The sequence below is a fragment of the Candidatus Omnitrophota bacterium genome, assembly GCA_003598025.1.
Classification (GTDB): domain Bacteria; phylum Omnitrophota; class Gorgyraeia; order Gygaellales; family Profunditerraquicolaceae; genus Profunditerraquicola.
Genome location: QZKH01000001.1, coordinates 1 through 26763, shown reverse-complemented (window position 1 = coordinate 26763; position 26763 = coordinate 1). Strand labels below are relative to the sequence as shown.

32 protein-coding genes are annotated in these 26763 nt (G+C 42.6%); all 32 read right to left on the bottom strand.

Annotated elements, in window-relative coordinates; translation table 11 throughout:
* Positions 1-122: 122 nt before the first annotated feature.
* Positions 123-923: a hypothetical protein gene (locus C4533_00160; protein ID RJP30024.1), complete on the bottom strand. Its 801-nt coding sequence runs from the start codon at positions 921-923 to the stop codon at positions 123-125.
* Complete coding sequence (locus C4533_00155; GenBank protein ID RJP30023.1) at positions 911-1867, bottom strand: hypothetical protein; 957 nt, start codon at positions 1865-1867, stop codon at positions 911-913. Before C4533_00155 ends, C4533_00160 begins: the two co-directional genes overlap by 13 nt.
* Positions 1868-1879: 12 nt before the next feature.
* On the bottom strand, positions 1880-2467 hold the full coding sequence (locus C4533_00150) for a hypothetical protein (protein RJP30022.1): 588 nt from the start codon (positions 2465-2467) through the stop codon (positions 1880-1882).
* Positions 2468-2540: 73 nt separating this feature from the next.
* On the bottom strand, positions 2541-2777 hold the full coding sequence (locus C4533_00145) for a hypothetical protein (GenBank protein ID RJP30021.1): 237 nt from the start codon (positions 2775-2777) through the stop codon (positions 2541-2543).
* A 58-nt stretch (positions 2778-2835) separates the two neighbouring features.
* Positions 2836-3141, bottom strand: a complete 306-nt coding sequence (locus tag C4533_00140) for a septation protein spoVG (protein RJP30020.1) — start codon at positions 3139-3141, stop codon at positions 2836-2838.
* 451 nt (positions 3142-3592) lie between these two features.
* Positions 3593-4027, bottom strand: coding sequence for a hypothetical protein (locus C4533_00135; GenBank protein ID RJP30019.1), 435 nt, complete (start codon positions 4025-4027; stop codon positions 3593-3595).
* The gene (locus C4533_00130) at positions 3996-4595 is read right to left on the bottom strand and encodes an ArsR family transcriptional regulator (protein RJP30018.1); all 600 of its coding nucleotides are present in this window, start codon (positions 4593-4595) and stop codon (positions 3996-3998) included. The genes C4533_00135 and C4533_00130 overlap by 32 nt, the downstream gene beginning before the upstream one ends.
* Before the next feature lie 99 nt (positions 4596-4694).
* Positions 4695-5969 (bottom strand): hypothetical protein, encoded by a 1275-nt coding sequence (locus tag C4533_00125; protein ID RJP30017.1) that lies wholly within the window; start codon positions 5967-5969, stop codon positions 4695-4697.
* Positions 5966-6685, bottom strand: coding sequence for a hypothetical protein (locus C4533_00120; protein RJP30016.1), 720 nt, complete (start codon positions 6683-6685; stop codon positions 5966-5968). The genes C4533_00125 and C4533_00120 overlap by 4 nt, the downstream gene beginning before the upstream one ends.
* Positions 6682-7221, bottom strand: a complete 540-nt coding sequence (locus C4533_00115; protein RJP30015.1) for a hypothetical protein — start codon at positions 7219-7221, stop codon at positions 6682-6684. Before C4533_00115 ends, C4533_00120 begins: the two co-directional genes overlap by 4 nt.
* A complete protein-coding gene (locus tag C4533_00110) occupies positions 7206-8114 on the bottom strand; it encodes a hypothetical protein (protein ID RJP30014.1) in 909 nt (302 codons plus the stop codon). The genes C4533_00115 and C4533_00110 overlap by 16 nt, the downstream gene beginning before the upstream one ends.
* A gap of 5 nt (positions 8115-8119) precedes the next feature.
* Entirely contained in the window at positions 8120-8950 is an 831-nt protein-coding gene (locus tag C4533_00105; protein RJP30013.1) for a prepilin-type N-terminal cleavage/methylation domain-containing protein, read from the bottom strand.
* Positions 8922-9395, bottom strand: a complete 474-nt coding sequence (locus C4533_00100) for a prepilin-type N-terminal cleavage/methylation domain-containing protein (GenBank protein RJP30012.1) — start codon at positions 9393-9395, stop codon at positions 8922-8924. Before C4533_00100 ends, C4533_00105 begins: the two co-directional genes overlap by 29 nt.
* Positions 9377-9811: a type II secretion system protein gene (locus C4533_00095; protein RJP30026.1), complete on the bottom strand. Its 435-nt coding sequence runs from the start codon at positions 9809-9811 to the stop codon at positions 9377-9379. Before C4533_00095 ends, C4533_00100 begins: the two co-directional genes overlap by 19 nt.
* A 22-nt stretch (positions 9812-9833) precedes the next feature.
* Positions 9834-11141 carry a type II secretion system F family protein gene (locus tag C4533_00090; protein RJP30011.1) on the bottom strand — a complete coding sequence of 436 codons (1308 nt, stop codon included), beginning with the start codon at positions 11139-11141 and terminating at the stop codon, positions 9834-9836.
* Positions 11042-12685 carry a type II/IV secretion system protein gene (locus C4533_00085; protein RJP30010.1) on the bottom strand — a complete coding sequence of 548 codons (1644 nt, stop codon included), beginning with the start codon at positions 12683-12685 and terminating at the stop codon, positions 11042-11044. The genes C4533_00090 and C4533_00085 overlap by 100 nt, the downstream gene beginning before the upstream one ends.
* 1 nt (position 12686) lies before the next feature.
* Positions 12687-13310, bottom strand: a complete 624-nt coding sequence (locus C4533_00080) for a hypothetical protein (GenBank protein RJP30009.1) — start codon at positions 13308-13310, stop codon at positions 12687-12689.
* 21 nt (positions 13311-13331) lie between these two features.
* The gene (locus C4533_00075; protein RJP30008.1) at positions 13332-13817 is read right to left on the bottom strand and encodes a hypothetical protein; all 486 of its coding nucleotides are present in this window, start codon (positions 13815-13817) and stop codon (positions 13332-13334) included.
* 74 nt (positions 13818-13891) lie between these two features.
* Positions 13892-14113, bottom strand: coding sequence for a hypothetical protein (locus tag C4533_00070; protein RJP30007.1), 222 nt, complete (start codon positions 14111-14113; stop codon positions 13892-13894).
* Between the two features lie 21 nt (positions 14114-14134).
* Positions 14135-15319, bottom strand: a complete 1185-nt coding sequence (locus C4533_00065) for a hypothetical protein (protein RJP30006.1) — start codon at positions 15317-15319, stop codon at positions 14135-14137.
* Positions 15316-16869, bottom strand: a complete 1554-nt coding sequence (locus tag C4533_00060) for a hypothetical protein (GenBank protein ID RJP30005.1) — start codon at positions 16867-16869, stop codon at positions 15316-15318. The genes C4533_00065 and C4533_00060 overlap by 4 nt, the downstream gene beginning before the upstream one ends.
* Positions 16769-17224, bottom strand: coding sequence for a hypothetical protein (locus tag C4533_00055; GenBank protein ID RJP30004.1), 456 nt, complete (start codon positions 17222-17224; stop codon positions 16769-16771). The genes C4533_00060 and C4533_00055 overlap by 101 nt, the downstream gene beginning before the upstream one ends.
* Positions 17211-19748: a hypothetical protein gene (locus C4533_00050; GenBank protein ID RJP30003.1), complete on the bottom strand. Its 2538-nt coding sequence runs from the start codon at positions 19746-19748 to the stop codon at positions 17211-17213. Before C4533_00050 ends, C4533_00055 begins: the two co-directional genes overlap by 14 nt.
* Positions 19745-20104 (bottom strand): hypothetical protein, encoded by a 360-nt coding sequence (locus C4533_00045; GenBank protein ID RJP30002.1) that lies wholly within the window; start codon positions 20102-20104, stop codon positions 19745-19747. Before C4533_00045 ends, C4533_00050 begins: the two co-directional genes overlap by 4 nt.
* Positions 20097-21332 (bottom strand): hypothetical protein, encoded by a 1236-nt coding sequence (locus tag C4533_00040; protein RJP30001.1) that lies wholly within the window; start codon positions 21330-21332, stop codon positions 20097-20099. The genes C4533_00045 and C4533_00040 overlap by 8 nt, the downstream gene beginning before the upstream one ends.
* Positions 21329-22048: a hypothetical protein gene (locus C4533_00035; protein RJP30000.1), complete on the bottom strand. Its 720-nt coding sequence runs from the start codon at positions 22046-22048 to the stop codon at positions 21329-21331. Before C4533_00035 ends, C4533_00040 begins: the two co-directional genes overlap by 4 nt.
* Positions 22045-22650 (bottom strand): hypothetical protein, encoded by a 606-nt coding sequence (locus C4533_00030; GenBank protein RJP29999.1) that lies wholly within the window; start codon positions 22648-22650, stop codon positions 22045-22047. The genes C4533_00035 and C4533_00030 overlap by 4 nt, the downstream gene beginning before the upstream one ends.
* Before the next feature lie 172 nt (positions 22651-22822).
* The gene (locus C4533_00025) at positions 22823-23008 is read right to left on the bottom strand and encodes a superinfection immunity protein (GenBank protein ID RJP30025.1); all 186 of its coding nucleotides are present in this window, start codon (positions 23006-23008) and stop codon (positions 22823-22825) included.
* An 8-nt stretch (positions 23009-23016) separates the two neighbouring features.
* Positions 23017-23304, bottom strand: a complete 288-nt coding sequence (locus tag C4533_00020) for a hypothetical protein (protein RJP29998.1) — start codon at positions 23302-23304, stop codon at positions 23017-23019.
* Positions 23304-23615 carry a hypothetical protein gene (locus tag C4533_00015; GenBank protein ID RJP29997.1) on the bottom strand — a complete coding sequence of 104 codons (312 nt, stop codon included), beginning with the start codon at positions 23613-23615 and terminating at the stop codon, positions 23304-23306. The genes C4533_00020 and C4533_00015 overlap by 1 nt, the downstream gene beginning before the upstream one ends.
* Positions 23616-23618: 3 nt before the next feature.
* A complete protein-coding gene (locus tag C4533_00010) occupies positions 23619-25892 on the bottom strand; it encodes a hypothetical protein (protein RJP29996.1) in 2274 nt (757 codons plus the stop codon).
* A complete protein-coding gene (locus C4533_00005; protein ID RJP29995.1) occupies positions 25876-26649 on the bottom strand; it encodes a hypothetical protein in 774 nt (257 codons plus the stop codon). Before C4533_00005 ends, C4533_00010 begins: the two co-directional genes overlap by 17 nt.
* Positions 26650-26763: the final 114 nt, after the last annotated feature.

Below are 26763 nucleotides of genomic sequence, written 5' to 3'. Positions count from 1 at the left end.
CACCTTTTTCAACAACCCCCTCGAAGGCTACCGCACGCCCGTCCCAAACAAAACCACCCAAACCACCAAAAATAAAACCCCCAAAAGAGAGGGCGGGGCGATTTAGGGTAATTAAACATGGTTTACGCTGGGATTTGCACACGGCCTTTATCCTCTGGGTAATTCTTGAAGTATTTGGCTATTCTTTCGCAGGAAGAACATATATCAGCTCCGTTGCAGACTTCACAGAACGGAAGCACTCCCTGAATATTTAATCCTGCGGTCTGCTTGCATGATTTACATTTAAAATCCTCACATGCCTGACAAGCAAGATAAGGCATACCTATGTGAGGACAATTTTCGCAATCCGCTGTTTCACAAACCTCACAGGGATTCTCTTCTTCTTCAAACGTTGCCGAAGGTTCAAAAGCCAATTCCCGTGTTTTTTCATTTATCTTGGAAAGATCTATTTCCGGCAAATCAACCAGTTGGAGTTGAATCTTTACATAGCCAAAGCCGTTACAGGGCAGTTTTACCCGTTTTGTGGCTACACTGCCTTTGGCATTGGCGATTACAATACTGTAAGTGTAAAGATTACGCGCGTGGGCGTCATCCTGCGAAGAATGGAACGCTCCCATGTCGTGGTGCGAGTGGATTATACCGTCTCCTCCCAATTCTTCTTTAAATTCGCAATCGACAGAGCCAACCTCCTGCTTAGGAATTTTAAAGCTGGTTATGGTATTATCCTTTACCCAGAACACAGCTCCCCACTCCTTGTCGCCCATGCGTTGACTGATATACTGCCACTGGCTCCAGATACTCCAGGGAATCTTGAGGGTTTCTTTGTGGTCATGTTCAGCGCAAAAACCGCATTCGCCGTAATTTTTTACCTTTACGTCAAGGATATTACTCTTCTTTTCCGCAGTTTGTTCTAAAGTAAACATATCGGACCTCCTTTATTTTTCTTCCAATTCTGCAAAATCTCTAAAAGTGCTTTGTCTTTAAAAGTGTTTGTTTTGATCTGCTCAATTATCTTGTTATGTTCCTCATCACGAGCTTCTTCTTTGATCTCCTCTATCTCATCTTCGTTATAACGCTCTTCGCAGTCAGGACAATAGCCATAATCAGAGCTGTCGGGATCTATTCTGTCACAGTCATTGCACTGCGAGCAATCGCTGCAATATCCGTAACCATCCGGTATATGGTCTTCGATATTATCCAGAATGTTTTCCTCTCCCTCATTTCTTGCGTCATCTAAGATTTTGGGGCAGATGTGGGAAGACTTCTGAATATGGAGTTTTCCCAGGTCATCCATAAGGCAGAGCTCTTTATATGCCCGGGATGACACCCCTGCTGCCGCGGCCAGTACCGCTGGTATTACCCAGGAAGGGGTAACTGTATAACCGCTTTCCTCTTCTTTATTCTCCAGAGATAACGGAAAAGTCTTTGAGACATTCAGGATTGTGCCGTCATAGCCTATCCTTTGGTAGCCTAAATCATTCTTCTTGCAGAAAGCGCATATTATCTGCTGGCTTTTTAAGTTATCCGTGCAGCAGAATACGTCGCCTCGCAAAATCTGGCAGTCTATGGGTTTTTCAATGCGCGAATCCTGAATTTCAACTCTTATCCCTTTTCTTACTCTGGAAATAAGTTCTTTTAAGGCCACTGCCTTCTTCTTGCCGACAGTGCTTTCCTCTAAAAGGAGCCTGTTGAGGTTTGATACCTCAACTATGTCGGAATCAACTAAAATCAGTTCTTCTATTCCTGACATGGCAAGAAGAAGCGCAGTCCAAAAACCCGTTCCGCCGCATCCCACAACTGAAGCAATCTGCGGGACATGTAAACCGTCTAACAAATTCTGTCTTTCATAAATAGCTTGTTCTGGCATAGTTCTTCCCTCCTATATAATCGGCTCAATTAAGCCCTGCCCGTTTAATTCCTCAAATTTACACGATACATCCTTATCTTTATTTGATAAAATGTTCCGAAGACTTGAGAAGGCTTCCGGCAAGATCACTGTCCCTAAAGATTCAAGGTTGATTACCCGGAGTGATTTGATTATCTTGAGACAGGCTTCCTTCAAAAGCCCTAAGGATTCCGGGTTAAGGTATTGGATTTCACCGGTGCAGATATCATGGCCCCTGTCAGTCATCCCCAGATAGTGAAAACCTATTTCCGGCTCAGAGACAAAAGAAATAAAACATCCTCTCTGGTCATAGATGCCGTAAATCTTATAAGGGTAATATTTGACAGGCATCTTTAAAGAATAGGTTTTATGCTTATAATAAAGCTTGTCTATAAGCAAGGGCCCGGAATAGCCTTCAATAAGCATATCGTCTTCCCTTATCATACAGTTATAGCCTCCGGTAAAGGGAACAGTAAAAATACCCTCCTTTAAGCTCTGGGTAAATTCCCGCCAAGACTCATCAATTTTCTCAATCAGAGTCGACTTTTTCTTAGCCCTTATGATTAGTTCCGTATCTATCATTTTAGACAGCTCCTTTGAAGCTTTAAGAGAGGGAGAAAAAGTTTCTCTCCCTCTCTTTTTTAGCTTTTTGCTTTTAGCAGCCTGCCTTGACGTATCTTTCGACTTCAATGTCATGGCCGTCAAAGGTCGCAGGTAGGTTGTCGGTAGAAGTGACCTCTTCCCCATCAACTAAGATGGTAAAGGAGTCGATTCCCTTTTCCTTAAGGATCCTTGTTAGGGTGTCCTTTACAGAATCGCCCCTTTTTACCTCTACCTCTTCTCCCACAATGGTCACTGTGGTTTTCTCGTTTTTCAGTTCTTCTAAGTTCATTTTATTCTGCCTTTCTCCCCGTATAGCCGATAGGACAGCTTTAAAATTTTAAATTCTTTTATGCCTCGTAGGCTGCAAGAACCACTTCTTGCAATTCATTTTTTGCCTCAGGCGTTAAGAATTGGACGGTGTCATAATACTTATTGTCACCGCCTAAATGGGATGGCATGGCTGCGAACAGACCGCTACCGTCCTTTTTTGCCAGCACTCTGATGCCTTTGATTAAAACCGCATCTGCGACTTTAATGTCCACAAAGGCCTTAAGAGTGCCTTCGTCTTTTTCGACTTTATAGACTCTGGCTACTTCAATCATGGTTTTCACCTCCTTTCGTGCTTGTTTTTGTTTTGTTTTTACTTGGCTCATGTAAGCCTCCTTTCTTTTGACGCCGGAGATAAAACCCAAGAATATGAAGTATTTTTCAGGCAAACCAGAAAAATACGGTCTTTTGTCAAGAAAACATGGAGTGCCCGAAGGGAGTAAGCGCCAAGCGCACGACCTTCCTGGGAGTCCTTTGGAAAAATTGAGACTCCCCGCAAGGGTTTTAAAAAAATACCTTGCAGCTTGAGGCAGACCACAAGTGCAAGGTAGAGATGAATTTTTCCAAAGGATTTTCTTGAAAAAAGTCAGGATTGGGTTATTGTAGGCGGATAAAAAGAAAGAGGCTTACAAAATGAGGCAAGGAGAAACAAAAAAGCAAGAAAGGAAATGCTTGATTGAAGTAGCGGTTAGAGTGTGTAGAAATAAAAGACGGATCGGGAAAATTCTAGAGCTGACTAGAGGGCTAGGGACAATAATTGGAAGGTTAACTCAAAATTTAAACAGGTTGAATCTTCTTTATTTCTTCTTTAAGAAGTGTTACGAAATCGCGCGCTTCCTGAAACATTTCATCTGCTTCTTTTTGAGAGGCAAGGCCTGCGATGTCATAGCTTAGTTTGTTTCTTTTTTTGGCAGCGTTTTCAAAAAGTAGTATTGGCTTCCGGGACTTCTCCCCTAAGACCTCTTTGATGCACTGCCAGACAATGTAATGATGGCCCGCTTTAATAGGCCGGAAACCATGACATTTGATAAGCGCCAGGGAACCCTCAAACGCTGCCTGATACGAAAGGATATATTTCTGATCGCTGGAAAGGCCCTTTACGCAAGCGTCACGGAAATTCCTTTCAATTACACCCTGAATTGCCGATATCTCTTCTTCGGTTACGCTATGCTTAACAAGTTTACCTGCCTGAAACCAGTTTTCTAAGGCCATTCTCGTCTCCCTTTAAAAATATTTTTGGTTCCTTGAATACGCTGGATATAAAATGATTTTTGCTTCTGTATTTATCCTTTAACTCAGATATAGAATAAATAGTAGGGTTTATTTCACGCTTAACCTGGTTTTCAATTCCGGATATATCTTCCTGCAGGTCCTTGCTGGATATATCGCCTATGACAAATATATCTATATCGCTTTCCAGATCTTCGCTGTTTTTTGCGTAGGAACCGTAAATAAAAGCAATTTTGACATCGTTTCTATCTTCCAGGGCATTTTTTATCGTATCACCAATTCCTACTGTCTTCAAGATCATTGATTTTACTTCGGGGAAAAGAGTATGCGCCGAATCAATGGAGTAATACTTCTGCCTGCCCGAAATCCGGCTTTTCAAAAGCCCGGTTGATTCAAGACGGATCAATTCCCTGCGTACAGGGTCAAACGCCTCATTGATTAAACGCTCGATTTCCCTAACATAGTATTCTTTCTTGGGATTAAAAATAAAAAGTTTTAATATATTGATCCTGATTCTTGAGCCAAGAAGTTTTTTCAGCATGATATCCATCCTTTACCTGGTTTTCTTGACACCTATAATATGTCATATGACACTTATTGTCAAGAAATTTGTCCGGTTATGATATCAGCTAAAAAATCATCTAAATCTTTAATTATTCTCCTGCGGCAGATACATCTCCTTTTTATCCTGCGCTTCGTTATTTTCGTCAAAATAAGTTGTGCTTGCGTCATCGTTGATAATGGTATTAAGCTTTTCTTTTTCTGACTCGGAAAGAATACCAGCCACAGCTTCATTGTAATCTTTGTAAATCTCCCTTTCTTCTCTGAATCTCTCTAGTTTCTCTTTGAGGTAATTGTAATCTCGCTCAAGTACCCCTCTTTGCACATCATCTAAGCCTGGCGCGCGCATAGCTTCTAAGAGATCATCCATTGCCTGCCTGTATTGTGCAATGGTCTTAAAATAAGCTATATCTGATGAGATCTTGGAAACCGCAATATACTGTTTTGCCTTGGGCATTAAGGTAATGTTTCTAATCTGTTCTTCTGTCACCGGATTATTGGGCAGAGAAAGCTCTTTTAAGGAATCAGCAGATACAGCTTTTGAATTCAGATATTCGTCTGTAAGGGAAAATAGCTTATTCGAAGTATCGGTTCTGAATTCATCATTCACTTTATAGATGGATTTTTCTCCTTTATTGTTTTCAATCTGGGATGCGGTGATAGTGGTCTCCCCTACTACTGATTTGACGAAATCCTTTCTCTCATCAGGAATGCTTATCCTCTTAAATATATCTGAGAGTACGTCTATTTTGCCTCCCTGTGCCAAGGGAATGCCTTCAGCATTCTTCAGGAAGGCAAAAGGGTCCTTGTTCTCTTTGCAGGTTTTAAGCGCGCTATCGATATCTAACCCTGTACCAACTTTTTCCTTAACGCACTCACTTTCGCTTTTCTTCCTAAGCTTATCCATGTATTCACCGGCTGCCTTCTCAATATCTTCGCACTGGGCGTATCTTAGGCCTAGGCGCATATTGGTCATGGCGTTAAAATGCTTGATGATATCAGCTAGTGTCGGCGAAACATACTCTAACAACAGCATCGGTGCAGCTGCCATAGCTTCGCTAGATATGCCTTTCATATAATCAGCAAGGATCTGCTCGGAAAGGACACTGTTAAAGCTTGAGGCAAGGTCAAAACCGCTGCATCCTTTTGAGCCGCTAAGTATGGAATACCCTACTCCCGGCTCATCAGGCGGAACATTAGGATGATAATCCAGGCCTCCCCGGTAATAGAAGCCGGATCTATCTTCGGATATCGCGCTATCTATGGTATAAGGATTAGTGCTATCATCCTTAGAAAAAATATCGGCATAGCTTATGCTATTTAGAAGCAAAACTGAAACAAAAAGAATAATTAGTTTTTTCATTTGAACAAATTGAGTATCCTGTCCTTGTCCATATACCCTGACAGGAAATACCTTTTATTTTTTTTGTTAAATACAGCAATAGCCGGATACGACTCAACCTTAAATAGGCTGCTCATGCCGTTGTCCTGCCTGGCTGAGAATCTGAAGTTTTCTAATTCCCGATCGGAAAATCCTTTAGCAAAAGCCTCAATCCTGATTTCAGGATAATTAAGATAGATATCTTCTATTACTCGGGATTCTTTTTCACAAGTCGGGCAGCCTTTGAGCATAAAATAAAAAAGGTACCCTGTTCCGGTTTTAACATCGTTGCCTGAATCTTTAAGAGTCTCATTAGACTCAAGCAGAGTCTCTGTTTCCTTCATTACTTCAAGCTCCTTTGCTTCTTTTCTTAATAACTCCTGCGCTAAAAGGAATTTTTTAATTCTTTTTAGGTTCCATTGTAGATATGCCTTGGCGTTTTCCGGATCAGGATTATTAAGGAAATCCCTTACTTCCTTGGGCGGTAAATAAATAGTTACCTGTCCTGTTGGGCTGATTATCGGCTCAGCCCATTCATCTGGAATAACTTCAGGGGAACTGTTGGTATCAGTTGTTGGTTCTTTTTGTGTCTCCGTATTTTGGAAAAAATCAATCCGTTCATACCTAAAAACAGTCTCTGCTTTTGCCAAAGCAAGATGCGATAAAAAAATAATAAGCACAAGAATAAATACTCTCATTTATCAAGTTTTGATATGAACTCATTAAAATCGGATAATCCAGTTAGTTTTTGCTGGCTACCATTGTGGGTAATCAAATAAACCGGCGTCTTGATAATATTAAACTCTTTTGCGAGGTTACCGCTTAGGTCGATACTAAATTCAATACCAGAGCTGAAGAATTTCTGCTTTGTAAGCAGTTTTTGTTTTAAACTATCTCTGCGTCCAGTAATAACTCCCTTAACTGCCCAGCCGGGATTATCATTCTTAAATTTAATTAAACCATTAACCACCTGGTCAAAATAACTGTCGCTAAGATCAATAAACAAAGTAATCTCATTAGCGTTGTTACTTTTATTAAGATTGCTGGAAATCTTCTTCTCTATCGCAGCAACCTTATCTTTTAAATCCGGATTTAGATTAAGCGGATCGCTTTGACAATTGTTGCATTCGCTTTGCTGTATTAAAGCATCCTTCTCATCAAAAAAGCCCGCCACAACAGAGGCGGGATTCAATAATAAGGAAATGCTTAGAATCACACTTAATAAATACAACATATTCTTCTTCTCCAATATACCCAGAGGTATTTTCCGGAAGCAGACAACTTACCAGATTCCCAAGTTGCGGGATGCTGGCCTATTTTGATACATCCGGATGGATTAGGATAAATCAACTCCAGCTTATCGGCCTCAAAAGACGGGATAAAACCGGTAGTCTCTAAGACAATATGCGATGCAGAGCCTAAAAGCGAAGCAATGCTTACCGCCCTGGTTGCGGCTATTGCGCTTCCCACAACTTCGCTCTGATGCGTAACAAAACCTCTGCGAGGATAAGTTGCTCCCCAGAATCCCATGCATAGATCATCCAAGAAAGCACCTGTGGCAGCGCAGGTTAAACCGCTTGCTGCCGAGGCAATACTTTTAGGATGCAAAGCTTCTATAGCGCCTATACGCCATTCCGCAGAATCCAATTCAGATAGATATTTGATAAAAGAACCGGTAGGAAGCTTATCCGGGCACTGCATATCAATAAAGGACATTATTTCATCCCTAAAAGGAAATTCATATACATGCGCTTCATTAAACTGCAAGTTTGTACCGGTTATCTTACTGGAGCTGGACCCGCTTGAAACAACCACCGGTAGTCCTGTAAGCCCGGACATTAGAGTTTTAGTTCCCTGGGAAGCCATGTCCGTAATAACTGGCTTTAGTGGATCTATTACCGTGTCCCCTGGACGTTTAACAGTCTCAATAAGCAAAACTGGCTCCCAATACATGATAATGATCCCGGGAATACCAATAGGATTTACGCAGACGCCGATTACCCTTAGGTCAATGCAGTTTAAACTCACTAGTCCCAGGATGTCTGTAGACTCAAGAGCAAAAGCCTTGCCTAATAAAACAAACAGGAATAAAACAACGCTAAAAACCCTTTTTAATTTAGAGATCATTTGCTTTAAGAGATTTTCATTATGAAGCAGAGCGCATAATAAGGCGGCAGCACGTTAAAGGGCTGCCCACCCCCCACAGTGCTAGTTTGACGGTTGTCATCAAAACTGCCTTTCGCGGCCAATTCAGAGCTGCCTGAAAAATACCAATAGGCCCACCAGCGATAACTATGTGAATGCGGTGGCATTTCAGCAATGGTCATAGTATGCTTTGCCTCTCCACCTGTCTTGGTAAGGCCCCCTGATACAGTAGTCATGGCTGTACCGCCTGAATCCTGCCGTGCCCCCACCACAAACTTATCTCTTAAATCAGGCGTGCCATTAGTGCCGTCGCAAAGCTGCCAGCCTGTTGGTATGGAAGCGACTGTACCGGACCAGATAATAATTGAACCTATAGAAAGAGTATTGTTTTCGCTTCCGGGCGCAGGCACGGTGCTGCCGACAACAAGACCGGCTATGGAACTGGTAGGCAGATCCCTTGCCACAAGGCTTGTCCACTCCTGCGGCACAGTGGTTGAGACTGTAAAAGCGCTGTTAGTCGTTGAAATGGTATAAGCATTCTGCCAGGGATTAATTGCGCTCCAGGAAGGATTTAAGTATCCTGCAGTTTGTAATGCCACGATGCTTGCGGGCCAGGCGTTATTAGTTACGTAATAGGCTAATGCTGCCTGCTCTATTGTGGACATCTCAAGAGCAGTCTTTTCCCCAGCCTTAATCTGGATTCTCTTTATAAAAACAGGCGTAATGGATGAGGTCAAAATTACCAGAACCCCAAGCGCAATGCAGAGTTCAATTAAGGAAAAACCCTTTTTATTGGTGATAGATGTATTTTTTCTCATATTTTAATTTCCATGTTCTTGATTCCGGCGCCTTGCTGACACTTACCAGATCGTTATTACCTTGGTTTACAACTACAATCTCGCTGCCATAACTTTTAGAAGTAATCAGACCTTTTGGCAGGAGTGTGGATATTGAAACGCTGGATGTATTAGAGCTAATCGCATAAGCATTGCCAAAAGGATTAACATCGCTTGACTGCTGCGCCAGGTAGCTGGGGCGCAGGTCGGCTAAAGCCGCCGGCCACGCCCCATGCTCGCTGTAATACCTGGTACTTGCCAGAGCGATGGAATCGAGCTCTGCGATTACCCTTTCGGCTTGAGCAATCTGGCGTATTTTTGCCGCAGAATAAAACGCTGCGGCAACAAATACCCCTGCCAGCATAAGCACAAGGCTAAGCTCTGCTAGACTAAAACCCCTCCTTTTAGTTAGAACGTTATTGTCCATGTTTCAGATGCATAGCCTGTTGCTGCCGCGCTGTTCGAAAACAAGGCGCTCAGGCGCGACGCCGCAGAAGCGCTTACGCCGGTAAGTGAAATATCCACCTTATTGGCGTCTGTGTTCGGGGCTATGACGTAGTTACCGCCCCAGGGATTTGAGCCTGTTGCACTGAATGCCGCAGGCAAGAATCCTGACGTCTGCAGTCCTGCTACGGTGATACCGGTATAAGTCATGGAACCTGCTGCAATGTAACTTTCCGCAGCGGTCCTTAACGACTTGACCGATTCAGAAGCCGAGTGCACCTTGGCGTTCTCCCTGATGCCGCTGGTTAAACCCACAGCCATGATCAAAAGCGCGATAATGCTTATGACCAGGACCAGTTCAATCAGCGTAAAACCGCTTTTCTTGCTCCTTAACCTCATTCTCTCTTCACCTCCCTTCCTCCTAAAACTTAACATTGCCTCCTGCAATGTTGGATAGATTGCTGTAAACCGGCATGATGAATGCCGAGACGACAAATAATAGAATTAAGGCACAAAATATGAGAAGTACTGGCTGGATAAAACTTAAAATTATGCGCGTGCGCCGGGAAACCTTCTCAAAATAATAACCGGAAAGATTCTGCAGATACTCATCAAGCGAACCCATCTCTTCACCTTTTCTTACCGAATAATAAATAAACGACGGAAAGAAAGGATCTTTCTGCAGTGCCTGCCAGAAGCTTAATCCGCTTGCGATGTAATCCTTAAGCTTACCGATCTTCCTGGCCAAAAACTGATAAGAAGTAGTCTCTTCGATTAAACTTAGCGCGTCAGTAATATTGATGCCGTTTCGCTGTAACACTGCAAGGTTAGAGAAAAACGCGCTGAAGGCTGCGTCTTTGGCAACCGGGCCAAAGAGCGGAATTTTATAATAGTAAGAAGCTATCCGTTCAACTGAACTTTTTCTAAATCTTGAGTAAACAAAGATACCCGCGAGAGGTAACAACAGGCATACAAACCAGTAATCCTTTAAGGCATGGCTTAAGAACAAAAGCAGTCTGGTAGAAAAATAGCTTCTGCCATTTATGGGCAGAAGCGCTTCCAGATGCGGGATTACCTTGAATGATACATAGAACATGATTCCGATAAGCATACAGAACACTACCGCAGGATAAATCACAGCATTCCTTAAACTGTGCAGGAATTCCGCCTCCCTGGAATAATATTTTGCCAGATCAATAAATACCTGCTCTAAGCTGCCAGACTTCTCTCCTACTTTAAGCGTATTCAAAACCAGCCACGGAAAGATTTTTGTCTTCTCAAAGGCTTTAGATAAAGCGAACCCATTGGCAAGATCGTTTTCGATTCTGGATAAGGCTCTGACCAATGACCGGTCAATAGATGACTCGCGCAGAGCGCTTATCGCCTCATTCATGGCAATGCCGGTCTTAAGCATATTTGCCAGGTCTTCAAAGAATATAGACAGAATCTGAGGTTTAATAGTTTTCTTTTCCAAAACAAACTTTACTGACTTAAAGAAATCCGCTTCCATTGACAGGATGTAATAATTCTTTTCTTTCAGCCTATTCGATATCTCGGCATATGAGCCCTGGTCAAAACCGCCGATTTCATTGCCAGTTGGAGTCAATACGCTGTATCTGTAATACATATTTATCCGAGTATCCTTTCTGCCTCTTCGATAGAGGTTATACCTTTTAAGAGAAGCGCTCCTGTGTCCTGTTCCAAAGTCAAATATGCCTTTTCTCTCCATTTATGCCTTATCTGATCAAGTTTTCCGGAAACAACCATGTCCTTGATTTCCTCGTCAAAATCAAGGATTTCAGCGATCACAGTACGGCCTCTGTATCCTGACAGGCAGTGCTCGCAGCCGTCTGCTTTGTAGAGAGAAATTTCATTCTCGTTTTCGCCAAGAAGGAGCTGCTTAAAAGAATCAGGAATATTATCTTTTTTAACCTTGACCTTCTTTCTGCAGAAAGGACATAACTTACGGATTAACCTCTGGGAAATCACGCAAAGAACGCTGTTTGCGATATAAGACAGGTCTATGCCTAAATCCTTGAGCCTGTAAATGGAATCTACCGCGGTGTTAGTATGCAATGTTGAAAGCACCCTGTGTCCGGTAATAGACGCGCGAATTGCTTCTTCTGCCGTATCAGGATCCCGGATTTCGCCGATTAAGATGATGTTCGGGTCATGCCTTAAGAAGGCGCGTGTTGCATGAGCAAAGCTTATGCCTTGCTTCTCGTTAATCTGTACCTGGTTTATGAGCGGCATCTTAATCTCTACCGGATCCTCAATGGTCAATACTTTTGTGGAAATATCCTTGAGCTGGTTTAAGATGGCATAGAGTGTGGTAGTCTTGCCGCTTCCAGTGGGGCCGGTAATAATGACAATGCCGTGGGGTTTTTTGACTATACGGCTGATATTGTCATAATGCAGCTCATCAAACCCGAGATTCTCTAAGGTAATCAGGGTTTTGTTTACATCTAAAAGCCTTAAAACAAGCGCAGGCCCGAAAACCGAAGGAATACTTGATACCCGGATATCCACAGAATGATCAGAATAATTGTGCTGGAACCTGGCATCGTGGAAACGATAAAAATCCGAAACAGTAATCTCTGCCCGGCTGAATACCACATTTATCAGGTTATTGTGCACCTCAAGCGGTATCCAGGTTTTAAAATAAAGTATCCCGTCAATCCTGAAACGTATGGTAGATACTTTTTCTTCCGGTTCAATATGGATATCAGTGGCATTGTGGATGATGGCGTCATTTAAGAGCTCATTCAAAAGCTCTTTTAACTCATCGCCGACAACGCCTCTTTCTTTAAGCGCGCCTATCTTGCGGTCAATCTCCCGCTTTATCTTCTTGTTCTTTAACAGCTCAAGGTGCCTCCGGATTGTGCCTTCGCTTCCGATATAAAACTCTTTGTCGCGCAGCCCCAGGCTTGTTAAAAGATCAGTTGCTTCGATATCAAAAGGATAGGCGAAAATAAAAGCAAGTTCATCTTCTACTTCAACAGGCACAAATACTCTGTCTATGAGTAAATCCAAGCCGATCTTTTCAATTACGGGAAGATGCAAGACATACTTCTTGTCAAAATACTTCCAGTCTACCTGCTTAGCCAGAGCCTGAGCGATATCTTCATCAGTTGCGAAATTATAATACTTAAGAATCCTGCCTAAGCGCTGGCCGCCATTAGAGCTTTTCTGCATCGCCAGGGCAAATTCAAGCTGTTCCTTAGTGATTACTTTAGAGCTTAAAAGGATATTCCCTATTTCCTGTACCGGCATTTTAGTTTATGAAATTAAGTTTAAAACTGCTCCCGTCAACCTGTTTAAAAGTAACTCCCGTTGCCTCGATTCTCTCCACAGCCAATTTTGAAGTAACAGAATCTCCTTCCTTAAAAATATAAGGAGAATTTTTAAGAGTGATTTGACCTTCTTTTAAGTCATCCGCTATAACCAAAAGCCGCAATTTAATATCCGCCGGATCCACCAAGGCAGCTTTTTCTCCCTGAACTACAGAAGAAACGTCTCCTTTTCCCTGGGGAAGAGATTTGTCGATTTCAAAGATCTCTTTTTCTGCCTGCCTCTTCTTTAAGAGAAGATCGCTTTTCTCAAGATCGAGCTTAATGACTTCAAGCTCATTCTGCTTATTTTCTAAAGCCTCCCGGTAAGCCTTCATATTCTCTAATTCCTGCTCACCGAGATCATCGGCAGGCTTTACTTCTTCTTGAGCTGCTACAGGCTGAACAGAGGCCTCTCCCTTAGGAAGGGCTTTATCTGCCTGCGCCTGAGCCTGCGCCTTTGTTTTATTGTCAATCTTATCTATTGCCGAGAGATTATCCTGGCAATAGCCAGACTTAAACCCTGCCACAGCCATAACAAATACTGCTAAAAACAATAGCTTCTTCATTTTTCACTTTCCTCCTTCTTTTTAGATTCCGTATAGCCGCATGGTTACAGAAACGAAACCTTTTTCCAAACACACATCCATGACGCTAAGGGGTCTGGATTTCAGCACTTTATAAAGCGTATCGAGCAAATACGTATTGCGTTGTTTTCTCAAGTCAAAAGAACAGGTAATATCAACCTGCTTTATCCCCTTATACCGGGACTCCCTGAAGAAATTCCGTATATTTACCAAGTTTTTTGCGGCTACAATTTTAACTTCAACAGGCGCACGGTAATAAAAGGAAATCTCTTTTATATCGTCAAATACCTCCAGATAAAACTTTTCCAGGTAAAGGGGCTTTTCGCTCTTATATTTGACTAAACCAGCCTCTTCCTTCTTGATTTGGCTGATTTTACTGACAGAGTTTTTTATCCCACTGTTAAACGTATTTATGTCTGAAGCAAGATTCCACAGCAATGCCATTAAAACCAAAAGCAAAATCATAAAAATCAGGGTTATTTTTCTCATAGGTTTATTAGTTTAAGGGAAAGCCAGCGGATCCTAAAATAATCCGGCTGGCTCACCCGCCTCTTTTTATAGTGTTACTGATGCTGCTCTTCGCTGGGAGCAGCAGCCGGGCCGCTTTCGGGCTTATTCTGCTCTGAGAGAAATTTAATTTTCTCCAGATCCAGGAATATACACAGGTCATCCTGATTCTTTTTTGTCCATGATGCCCTTACCGGCAAGTTACAGATTTTCCCGACATAATACTCATTATGCTGCTTGCTTACTTTGCGAGTTAACTTTCCGATGATAAACGACATTTCATCCACCTCCTTCTTGTTTTATGGTATATCCAGGGTAATCTTTAACCCCGGGTTGTCTTTAACCAAAATGTTCTCTTGTTTAGCGCCCTTAAAAACCTTGGATAGGCGCATCTTGCTAAAAGGCCTATCCTTCCCGTCAAGAGAGATTAGCGCTTCAAACCTGTAGCGACCGGCTGATACTTCTCTTATGCTGATTAATTCCGGGTTGTAATCCGACGGCAGAGTCTTAAGAAAAGAATTAAGGTAATAGGGGAAATTTACTTTTTTCTCTTTTCTTAAAATATCTTTGTATTTTGCTGAGTAATCTTTCTCAAGCGACCTGTCCAAGGAAGCTGCCTCAAGCTGCAGGTTCTTCAAGCGCTGAGCCGCTGTTCTATTTATGCTAAAAACTCCTAAAACTAAAGCCATGAATATTGCCAGTATTCCCAGCATTATCCCAAGCTTAAAAACCCTCTTCTTGGTAAGTTCCAGCTCTCTTAAGCGGATAAATTGCTCAGGCAGCATATAGTGCATGGAGAATTTACCCTGCTTTAAGCCGATTAAGGCCGGATAGGTATCTTCAACAAAAACAATGTTGTCTTTAGTTTCACCTCCTCCTAAAACAATCTCATCAAGTATCTCTTTGCTGTTGGTAATGATTAAAAACTTTATTGTTTCATCGCTTTTATTCTGGGATCTATAGTGCTCTTCGCTTCGTTTCAATTCGGTACTGATGGTCTTTAAAAATTTCGTGAGCCTGCGCGGAGTGGTAAATATTCCTTTATTAAAAATCGTAAGCAGCACCTGGTCGCCCAAGTGATCCAGAAACACTACCTTTTTCCTATCATCAAGCAGGTTATTGACCTTAAGGAATTCCCTTAAGGCAACCGCATAAGGAATAAGCAGCTTGACATTTTCAAAACCCAAGATTTTGTAAACCTCGTTAATCCTGGGCTTCTCAACGGCGATGACCTGGAAGAGGTTTTCGGATATCCGCTCTGCCTGCGTCAGGTATTCGCCAGTAAAAGCTGAAGAAAGAACCTCATCTCGCCTTAAAGGGATTTTTTCTGGAGCAGCCACCTGCTTCTGTAAAGTATCAATGACTAATACCTGAGTTTCCATGGATGTGCCCTTAAAAACAGCCTGGATATCGCTTTTGGGAGCGATACCGTTTTTTCCGTCTAAATCGTAATAAACATCATTATCAAAAATTAGGTAGTTCATCTTTGTAATATTTTAGGGGTTATGAAAATTACCAGCTCTGTCCTGGTATTGGTTTTACTTTTATATTCAAAAAATCTGCCTACAAACGGCAGGCTGCGTAAAAGCGGGATGCCTTTTTCGTCTATCTTGTCATTCGAGGTAATCAGTCCTCCTACGGCAATGGTGTCGCCGTCCTTTATCTTAACCAGGGTGTGCATAGACTTGGTTGAGGTCTTGGGCGCTTCAATGGTTGTGCCCTGGCCCATGTCAATGCTTCTTATAGCATCCAGCGTAGTCACTACCGGCGTAAGCTGGACAAGAATCCGGTCATCCAGAATGCTGGCCATCAGCCTTAAAGATACTCCTTCCTGAACCTGGTCAGTGGTAGCGCTTGTGGCAGCTACACCTGTTCCGGTCGTCGTGGTTGTGGTATTGGCCACATAGCTGGTTACTGTTCCTACCTGCACCATGGCTGCCTGGTTATTTAAGAGCATTATCTTTGGCTGCGAGACCACTTCTACTTTACCCTGCGACTGCAGCGCTTTAATCAACCCACTCAATCCGTTAGAAACTGTCCCTGAATCATCTTTAGGACCTGTTGCGGTTAAGGTGAATAACCCGGGCGAAGTAATACCCTGGGCTGCAAAGTTAGAAGATAAACTTAACTGCTTTATATCTCCCAAGTTTTTGTAAATGGCGTTCCAGTCAATGCCAAAGGTGTTCTCCCGGGAAAGTGTCACCTCCAATATCTTTACCTCAACCAGGATCTGCTTGTTAGTCTCAAGATTTACCAAGTCAATGTAGCTTGCGATTTTATCCAGTACCTGCGGAGAGTCTGTAACAATAACCAGGCCTGCGAGCTTATTAAAAGAATACTTACCGCTTTGCGAAACCATTTTTGCAAGGTTTGACTCTATATCTTTCCAGAAAGATAAAGCATCTTCCCTACTCTCCACAAAAACCCTTGCCCCTACCTTGACGTTCATATTGGAATTGTTATTATTGGCGTTATTGCTAATGCCGCTGTTCGTGGTTGTATCATCAGACTTTGTCCAGGATTCATTGCTGATAGTGTCAGAGAAAGTCTGGGTATTAGGCGGCAAGGTCAGCTTAAAGGTGCGCGTTTCTTTGGCAAGGATCACCAAGTCCTTATCTTTTACCTTAAAGCCGTAGTTCAAAGGGAAAAGCATGGTGTTTAATGACCGCCAGACCGGAACATCCTGAGTATCAAGCGAAACACTTACGTTTGGATCAACTTCAGGATCATAGACTACGTTATAACCGGTTATCTCACCTATTTTGGAAACGATTGTTTTTAAGTTTACTCCCTGGGTACGCAGAGTAATCTTTTTATTAAAGACTTCCGGCAGCTGGACTTTAGGGGGCTCTACTTTTGGCTTAGCCGCCTCTTCAGGGGCTTTGTTTTCGCTGGCAGCAGTTACTTGCGGTTTCTCTATTTGTTTCCATTCCTCAATGAGAATCTTTGTTTTCTGCTGATGTGTTTGCGCAAGTAAAAGACTCGGGGTACACAGTGATATCGCGATTAGCGATATTAAAGTAATTAAACGCATAAGGCTCTCCTCCTTCTTTTTTTATTGGTTTATTTTCTTTATCTTTAGGACAATTTATGGGATATCCTTCACCCTTACGCCACTGGGCAGCGTCAATTACTACCGGTTCATTGTGTTCCGGCACGAATACGCCGTTTTCAATATGCGCCGGAATTTTTACATTCTGCACAATCGGGCTTTGCCAGTAAAAGTAAGGGAAATCATTCCCGTAGAAGTTTGTTGCGAACTCCTGGATATTTTCTCTGGCCCCTTCGCGATAGCCTGCTTCAAAACTTTTGCTTTTTCCGCCAAAAGTAGAACAACCAGCAAGAAACAGGATAAAACTCGCTATTAAAAACTTTTTAACGTAATCCATATCTACGCTCCTTTATACATTCGTTAATTGCTTCCAGATAATTCCCCGAATTATTTTGCAATTTATTTTCCAGATATTCATTGTCTTTGGCATCGCTTGTGGCTATCCAGTAAAGAAACGGATCAGGCACAAGACGGATCACGCCACGGGATGTGTCCGAAATTAAAAGCGCTTCTGAGAATTTGCCTTTTTGGGTCTCCACAGACTTTAAAAGTTCTATTTCCTTATCGGTTAAAGATGCGAATGTCTTTAGAGAATCAACTACATTCGGCTCTTGCTTTAAAAAGACTTTATTCGCTGCGTTTGCCTGAATGGCAATACCGGATGCTGCTCCCACAAGGTCAGCTATCTCCTGGGTTATGGCTACAGCTGAGCAGCGGTATTTACGGTAAGTCTTAAAGGAATTAGTAATAAATTCAGCGGTGTTCTTTAATCTTAAAAGACTCCAGGCCTCATCAATGAGCAGGAATTTACGCTTAGGCTTCATCTCAGGCGATGAAACAAAATTGGTGATAAAATACATGATGTTTAGAAGAACCACGAGCTGCAAATCTGAATGAGCGCTTAAATTCCCCAGTTCAAACACCGTGAATCTAGTTCCCAAGTTAAATTGATTCTGACCGTCAAAAAACCTTCCGAATTGCCCCTCTTTGGTAAAAGGCCGCAACTTTAAAGCGAGGGTTATACCGATATTTTCTCCTGTGCCAAGCCCGCGGTTACAGGCATGGCTTCTTAGCTTTTCTACGACATCAGATAAGGTTACTTCCTGTTCAGGATTTTTTCTTTCCTGGTAACTTGCTGCGACTGCCTTTTGTAAAACACTTTCCTGCTCCCTGAAGAGACGCTCCCGGTCATCTCCTCCTGAGCACATTTCGGACAATACTGTTACCAGAAAAGACATATGTTCCGGGTCCGGTTCTTTTAAAAAAGGATTTATGGTTACAGGGTTATTCAGTTCAAACCTGATGTACTGGCCGCCTAAGATTTGACATAACTTTCTGTAGGAATCTCCTTTATCCAAAACAAAGAAGTGAGCATCCAACCTTGAGTTCTGCAAAATGAAGTCATTCACAAAAAAACTTTTCCCCGCGCCTGATGCGCCGATAATGATTGCGTGCGGGTTGGTATTGGAGTCAAAGAAATCCCAGAATACCGGCTCGCCTCTTCTATTCAGGTATACTTGCGCTGGAGTAGGTGTGCCTTTGACTGAGCCGTATAGAGGAAGCATATCGCTCAAATTACTTGAGATCATGCGCCGGGTGCGCTTCACAAAGCTTTCAAAGGTGTGGTCAAAACATAAAGGCAAACACGATAAGAATAATGATGCGCCGATTATTTCCTCTTTTAACCCCTCGCAGCCCATGCGCGAGAGCATATTCAGAATATTGGCAATGGAAGTCTCGCATTTTTCTTTTGAATCTCCGGAAACGATAAAGTGAATCCTAGGATAGACTATCTTATGACCGGAAGAAAAAGTCTCTCTTATCACAGAATCAAGCTCCTCTTTTTTCTCCACAGCCTCGACTGATTTATCGCCGAAGAGATTTGAGCGCTGAGTAAAGGCAAAGGCTTTTTGTATCTTAATTCTGCTTATTGCCTCTTCCTGCTTAGGAATATAAAAATTAATCACCATGATAAAGTCTTTTAAAAGGTCGAGTATGGAAAAACGCGTTCCTCTGGTTAATTCCGCGGTAAACATACCAGTTTCCGTGGAAAGAGGAAGCTCTTTTAAGGTAATTACCTTATAGAGTGTTTCCTCGAACTCAAATCCTTCGCCAGAAGACTTAGGGCAGTTATATAAAAGCTGGTCTTCTAAAGGTTCGAACTCTCTAAATACCGGCATAGGCAGGCTTCTGGTGCGTTTAGGATTAAGCAACTTATAGAGCAGTTTAGATAGATCGCTTTCGGATAGTTTGGAAAACTTGATTTCGCAGGACCTGAATACTCCTTCGGCCACATCAGAAAATCTGGTCATACTCTGGCAGTGAACAAGAAAATCACTAGAGAACCTGTCCTTAATCCTATTCCTGCCGGAAAAATAAGAGTTGAGCTTTTCAGCAAGGTTTGCGTGCGTCCAGGAAGTAAAGTAACGCAAGGTAAAGAAGCAACGTATTCTCTTGGCAGAATATGCTCCTGTATGCTGCTCAAAGAACCCAGCTTTGCCTTGATTCAAATGATTAAGCTTTGCTGTAGATGCCTGTTTTATAATTTCATTATCAAAACCTTTTGCAAAATCCGTATATTTTGTAAGCTCATCTTGGAAATCCTCATCGCAGATCAATATAAACTGGCAGCTTACCAAGTTCTCGGGCAGCCGGATAATAACACCCTCAATCATTTGAGATAATTGTTCCAAATAAGCAGAAGATTTGGTTTCGGTTTCAATTAAGGATATTTCCCAAGCCTGGCCCAAACTTCCATCTCTTAAGATAAAGAAACCGTTCTCATGCGAGCAATAAGGCAAGAGCTCGGTAAAAGCTAACCCTTCTTCAAACAATGCTTCTATAGTTTGGCGCTTAATCATTTTTTGTTCTCTTCCTTATAAGGCATTATCAAAGGAATCTTTGCATTAGTACTACTCTGGTTATCAACAAACCAGCTTGATTCTTTAACCATAATATAAATCCAGTGGCCTGCTACCAGGACTTCAGGAGTCGTCTTTGATTTGTGGCTGGGAATCCAAACCATACGCACATCAGCAGGTGTAACTACCGGCACATAGGGCTTAACATAGCCAAACGCCTGGTTTATTCTTAAATTCTCCTTTATATAATTAACAGAATCGGCCCTGCCATTTGAGACAGCTTGCAAATATACATCCACTACCTTACTCGGATTCTCTTTAACTAGCCCTTTGGAAGCGGCGCATCCGCTAGTCATCAAAAGAGCCAAAATTACTGCTTGGAACTTCAAGGCCTTCAATTTGCACTCCTTTCTGGATAACCAAAACCGCCCTTTCCCCTGCTTCAATCTTTACCGCGGGGATCATGGCTTCTAACTGTTTTTGGTAATAGCTGGACATCCCCTGCGCGCTGTTAGCCAGGCCTGAAAACATGGCATAACGGCCGGTGTTTCCGCTAACGTTCTTGGAAGTTTGTCCATAGGCGCCGACAACGGTAGAAGTTTCCGAATCGGAAAGCGCCCCAGCCCCTCCTGCCAGGAATCCGGAAAGAAAATTTAAAGATAACTGCTTTCCTGTGTTATAAATTAACTCGCCTGGAATACCCAAATGTCCGTCATCATCAGCCAAGTATCCTAAATTCGCCTCATGCTCAAAGACTTTGCCGTCGGGCAGGACGGTTGAAAAACTCACAATCTGGATAACTGCTCTCTTTGAAACCACATCTCCTACTGCCTTGCCAATGGCAAAGGCTCCTTTTAGAGGGATCCTGGTATTATTCGGGCCGTAAAAAGCCTCATCCACGCTGATTAGGACCGGCAAAGGATTGCTTTCATTAGCAGGGGCATAAACGCCGGTAAGAAGAGTGCATTTGACAAAGCTGCCCAAAGGAAGATAAACGTACCTCTTCCCGGGAGCTTTTTCCTCGCTTCTTATTTCGCCGATCTTAGCCGACTCTAAATTAATCGATTGCTTGGCAGCTTGCGGCGCAGAGAGCGAGCCGATCAAATTCTCTTCTAAGGAACCGACGCTTTGCCCCCGCTCAATGCTTTTTTTTGACAAAGCAGGATTCTGCTTATTGGTCTCTGTTACCCTCTTATCAAGATCAATGATGATTTTACTGACCTGGGTCAGGTTCTTGCGCAAGTCTTGCGAACCTTTTTCCAAGGAAGCAATGCGGTCATTCAGAGAATCAAACTTTGAGGATATGTCGTAATACTGCTTTTCAATGCGGTTAACATATGACTTGGTATCCACCGAGCCTGTTAAGACGCCCACGTCTTTATCCTGTACAGCTGATACGGCTTGTTTGCCTGCCGCCAGATCAAGGCTTTTTCTTATCGCTTTAGTTTCCTTGCTGCCTGCAAATAATAAAAAGGTAAGCGCAACTGTGAGAATCAAAACAACTACCACAGTAAACTTAGGGTTATCGCGAGCAACCTTAGGAAGCTTGTTAAACCCGGGTATCTTATCCAAAGGTATCTTCATTGATTTAGTCTTTCTACAACCATGTATGCCTTTGCTCTGTAAGTTGAAGTCTTCTTTTTGGCATCATGCGGCCTTGGCTCAAGCACCTGGGTATCAATGCTGACAGCCAACAACCCCGGAAGCTCGATATGTTCGATTGGCACAACCAAGGGCTTACGGGTTAGATTCTCAAAAGTAAGACACAAGGCTTTTACATTATTAGGGAATTCATAAATTTTATCTATCGCGATTCGTAATTTAGAGTTATTGAATATTTCTTTTGATTGTGGCTCTGAGCTGACCGAACCTGAAGGCTGCCTTCCGGAAAGCAGGGCTTTCATTAATTCGACCGTATTGACCGTATTGCTGCTCTCTTCTTCGTTTACCTGCTGACGAGGTTTGCCGACCTTTATCCTGCTCACTGCCCGCGCTTCATCAATGGATAGATGCAAACAAAATGATTCATTATCCTGGGTAACCACATATAGCTGCGTATCAAGGTCTTCTCTGGGCAAAAGAAAAATCCTGTTCCCCAAGGTCTCAATCTGCAGGATCTCGCTTGAAACGCTCTTTGTAACATTGGCAATTTTTTCCGGGAATTCTGCTTCTGTAATCATTCCGGTTTTTAGCCTTACGGGGATTTCGCCGGAAGGCGAAGCATTTGAAATATTAATCTGCCCCATCAGAAACAACCCGGCAATAACAATTAAAATAATGCTTTTCCTATATATCGTCATTTTGTCTCAACCTCTTCCTGTTTTACCCCGGCAATCACCAGGCCGTAGGGGTTGGTTTCAATAGGCGGGATTCTCTGCAGGGTAATTGTGTAGCAAAGAATACGGTCATCAAGTTTCTCCTTGCCCATAAAAATAATCTTTTCTCCTGTTAATGTTACTTTAAAATCAATGTTTGAATCTTCCAGTTCCGGATCTTTGCTTAAAGAAAACAGCGATGAAATATTATCGCGCTCAACCCGGGATATCTCATCCTCTAAGGAAGCCTTTGTCCTGGAAAGAAGCTCAGGCGCCATGTAGCGCATTGCTCTTTGGTAGGTGTCTTTTACTGTTTGAGGTGTGAAGTTGTTGCGGTTTAGGAGCCAGTTTGAGGCAAAACCGCATACTACTGATTTATCAATGCGGTTTGGATATGCAATCCCTGCTTCCTGTGCGCTTGGGATGTAATAAATTGCCTGGGGCTTTGTGGATACCTTAAACAAAGTAAGCAAGAGCCCAATACAAAAAGCAATCACAGCAAAAAGCGTAATCCCTAAAAATGCGGAAGTCTTTTCTGCATTAGCCCACTTTTCGATAAAGCCTGTTCTTTTTGTTTTTTCTGTCATTAAAGTTTAAAGGCAATAAAAAAAGGGGCTGGCATTCCTGAGAGTTTCCTCAGAAACACCAGCCCCTTGGTTCTTCAATAGGACTGTCTTACATTACTACCGAATTGTCAAATTTAATTTTACATTACAACATAAACTTGTCAAGCCTTTTTTGCAAAAATAATTATTACGGTTATTTCATCACAGACCAGACAAGCGATATCACCCATCCTAAAACAGTCCACCCCAGGAGTAGATTCAGCAAAAATATCGCGAGCTTATTTTTATGCTGTCGTAAAAAAGCGATCAATGTCGGCAGGAAATATAAACTAAAAATCAATATTACTGCCAGCAGCCCCAATACTGTGAAATTCTGCATCTGCATATTTAATTTTCTCCCCTAAAAATCGAATACCTGTCTCTTTTCTTTGGCGGATCAATCAAGCCCTTTATCTTTACTCCATGTTTGTAAAGTATGTGCGTGATATATCCCTGGGGCTTACCTTGTTTGATTAACCTCAAGAATAACCAGCCGCCAAAAAATACTACGCCCGCATAAAAGGTATCAAAGAAAAGTATCATTGTGCCGCAGGCTAAAGCCAGCATCCCCACATCTTCCGGTTCAAGCCCGAAAAGAAGCAGCGGTTTATCTATGGTACGCAGACATTTTCTCATTACTGCTTAAATAACCCTTCCAGAATTTTTGGTATAAACATTAGGATCATAAACCCGAAACCGCAGGCAATAGCCACACCCTGCTTACCGTTTAGAAGCGCAACTACCCCGCCAATTAGAAGTATCGCTCCCAGAATTTTCGATACCGGGCCGGTGAGGATATTGATGATGAACGTGGCAAAGTCGCTTACCACCTGCTGCTCCTGGGTTGTGCTTATCTGGGCAAAAACATAAGGTGCAGCTATTATGGATAACCCCAACACAAGGCACAATACCGCAAAAATCCTTATTAAAAACTTTTCTTTAAACATTGCTCATCCCTCCTTTATCTTATTGTCATATTCAAACGGGCTTGCGATAAGCCTGTCTCTTTCCTTTTTATCGAATAAGAACTCATGATTTGCAATTGCCGTAAGTTTTTCCCTTAGGAAAATAACGCTCTTTGAAAAAGGCAGCCTTAAAAACACATTCTCTGAAATGTAATTCTTAACCGCGGTGCGGATATTTCCCTGGGCGCTCCTTAATCCGTCAAGTTTAACTCCTCCCTTATCATCCTTCATATTATCTACCTGCAGCACGGTCTTATCCTGGTAGGTGGTCTGTCCTGTCTTATCCGACCAGAATCTTGCATCAAGAGGATCCTCCTGCATGAAGATTACTTTTGTGGCGGTATTGGTAAAAATCGCGTTCTCAAACGCCTTCGACACATTGGAAAGATTTCCCCGCGACTGATTTGACAATACCAGGCAGAAATTGGCGCTTCTAACCTTAGAGATTACATCCACAAAGTGCGTACAGGCTAAATTTTGGAATTCATCGATAAAGATAAAAAACGGCGGATCGGTTTCCTTGCGGGATACGGCCTGGCACTTAAGGTCAATTATCAGCATCCTTCCAATTGCCTCGGCTAATCTGGTATTAACCTGGCTCTTTAAGGCGAAGAATACCACATCGCCGTCTTTAATCACTTTACCCAAATCAAGCTCGTCGCGGTTTATTACATCAATTCCGGCAACCCAGGAGACTGCTGCCAGGAGGCCTTTAACTTCCTGCGTGCTTACATCCGTTCTTTCCAAAAAGGCCGGATTCTCCAAGGCCTCTTTTACCGAAAGAAAATTTATCTCCTTGTTTTCCTGTATCTTTTCCTTTAATAATCCTATGAAGGCCATTGCTTGCACATTAGAGTAAAAACCAGCCGGACCCTGGTAAATTAGCTCTAAGGCGGTCATAATCCGGTCTACCTTAGAATGGATATCGCCTGAGGAAAGCGGATTATAGCCTATTGACGGCTCATTAGGGTCGATGCTGAAATAATAAAATTTTTTGCCTTTCTCTTTTGCTTGGGCCTGAACATACTTCTTAAAAACTTCATCTCCCTTAAAATCTATAAAACAGCAGCCCCTTTGCTTTTCAATCGCCTGCCTGCTTAAAGGCAGTATGACCAAAGAAGTTTTTCCTCCTCCTGTGGGCCCTAAGATGTGCAGATGGCGGTTAAGGATATTTTCCTCAACCACGATATCCTGCTTATCGTCTGAGACAGCCAAGAAGTATTTGTCCGTCTTGGCGTATTGCTTTAATTTTTTGTTAATGTCGAAATGGACATTCCTAAACTCAACGGTCTCGATAGAAAGCTCTTTTCTTTTTTGCTCCTCCTTATCTACCTTCAGAAAATCCTCAAGTTCCCGTCTCTTGCGCGGGATTATGTGTTTGACCAGATAGATAAGACCGAGCGCGCCAAAACCTACAACCGACAAACCAAAGGCAATAACCAGAAATATCCTTCCTTCTCTCATAATAAACCCGTTCCAGAAGCTCCAGAGGATCGCCTGCCAGCCGTCATTAGAAAAGGCCAAGTTTATATCATGGTAGCCGATTCTCCCAAACCAGCGCGCAAATACCCAAAACAAGTAATAAAACCACAACCAAAAGCTCCTAGTTGCCATGACCGCAAAAAAAACAACTATCCCTATTAATCCTAAGACATCCCAGGGAAAACCGTTGTCTCTAAAGATATTCCCCATGGCTCTGGATACAAGCACAGTGTCAGAATAGAGCCAGGGATATTTCTTTTCAAGTCTCTCAAGGAATAAATAGGGAGCTAAGCTTAATACATCCTTGGTTCTGCCTGCGGCCTTAAGCATATCGCTAAGCTCGCTTACCGACAGACTCCCTAGCCTGCGCTTGGGGTTTTTAAGCTCATGAACTATAGCCCTGGAATACTCTCCTGTCATGGCGAAGGTCTTGGGAAGAAACGTATCATCATCCGTTGGGTTAAAATCAAAGTTCCAGGTACCCGGCACTTCAAAATAACCTTTTATCTTAAAATAGGTCGCCTCTGGATCAGGATTAGCAGCTTCTCTCGGTGATACAACCATTACCAAGGTGGTATTGCTGGAGCCTGAGATATCATCAAGGGGTGTGCCTAAAAGACTGGTTCTCATTGACACAGGGATATTCTCAAAGGGTCCCAAAATGGCACCCTTTCTGCCGTAGTTGATACCGATATACCAGCCGAAACCGATATAGAATAGCGGAATCAGTATTAGTAACCTTATAAACTTTTGTTGTAAGCTAAGCGGTTTGTCCATGAGTCTGCATTCCTTCTTTTAACAACTTTACTGCTTCTTCAATATGTATCATTTTACCCTGAAAATAACACATCCCCAGCTCAAGCATTCCCAGGTCAGCCAGGATAAGGAACCTTGGGCAGAATTCCGGTGCGATATTATAAAATCTTCTTCTTAACCCCTCATAGTTGAACCTGCTTGAGGCAATAACCATGAGGCAGTTGTACCTGGAAATCTTCTCTATATCGTAGCGGTACTTCTTAACAAATGTCTTAAGGATCCCAAGCGTCTTATAGCGGGTCTCCACTTCCAAAGCGATATTAATGCCGTTGGCAAGAGTTATCATGCCGTCAGGGATTTTCTCACCCGGCCGCTTGCCGCGTCTTAAGTCCCATTCGCAGACCCATTCTTTGATGTTGAGGTGGCTTTTAAGCAATATAAAAGCTTCTATCATATTGTTATGGTGGATAAAGGTGTTTAACCCGGCATGAGCCTTCTCAAAATGGTAATGTTCAACCAGGGCCTGATCGCCGATTGTCTCCCTGCCTTTATAAGTTAAATGGTAAATTTTTGTCTTGAATAAAGGCTCGTAATAAGAATCCATAAAACCTGCTTTTTTGGAGTAGTCTATAAGCCATTGAGTAGAAGATAAATTCATTACCACTTTAATAAATATTTCTAACTGCTTCCTTGTTGCATACCTGAAGATATATATAAATAATAATAGAGACTTGATTCTGCGTTCCTGTTCTTCCTTAGTCAACCTACCTCTCTTCATAACAATGCCTTTCTAGCCCCGCCCTCTCTTTTGGGGGTTTTATTTTTGGTGGTTTGGGTGGTTTTGTTTGGGACGGGCGTGCGGTAGCCTTCGAGGGGGTTGTTGAAAAAGGTG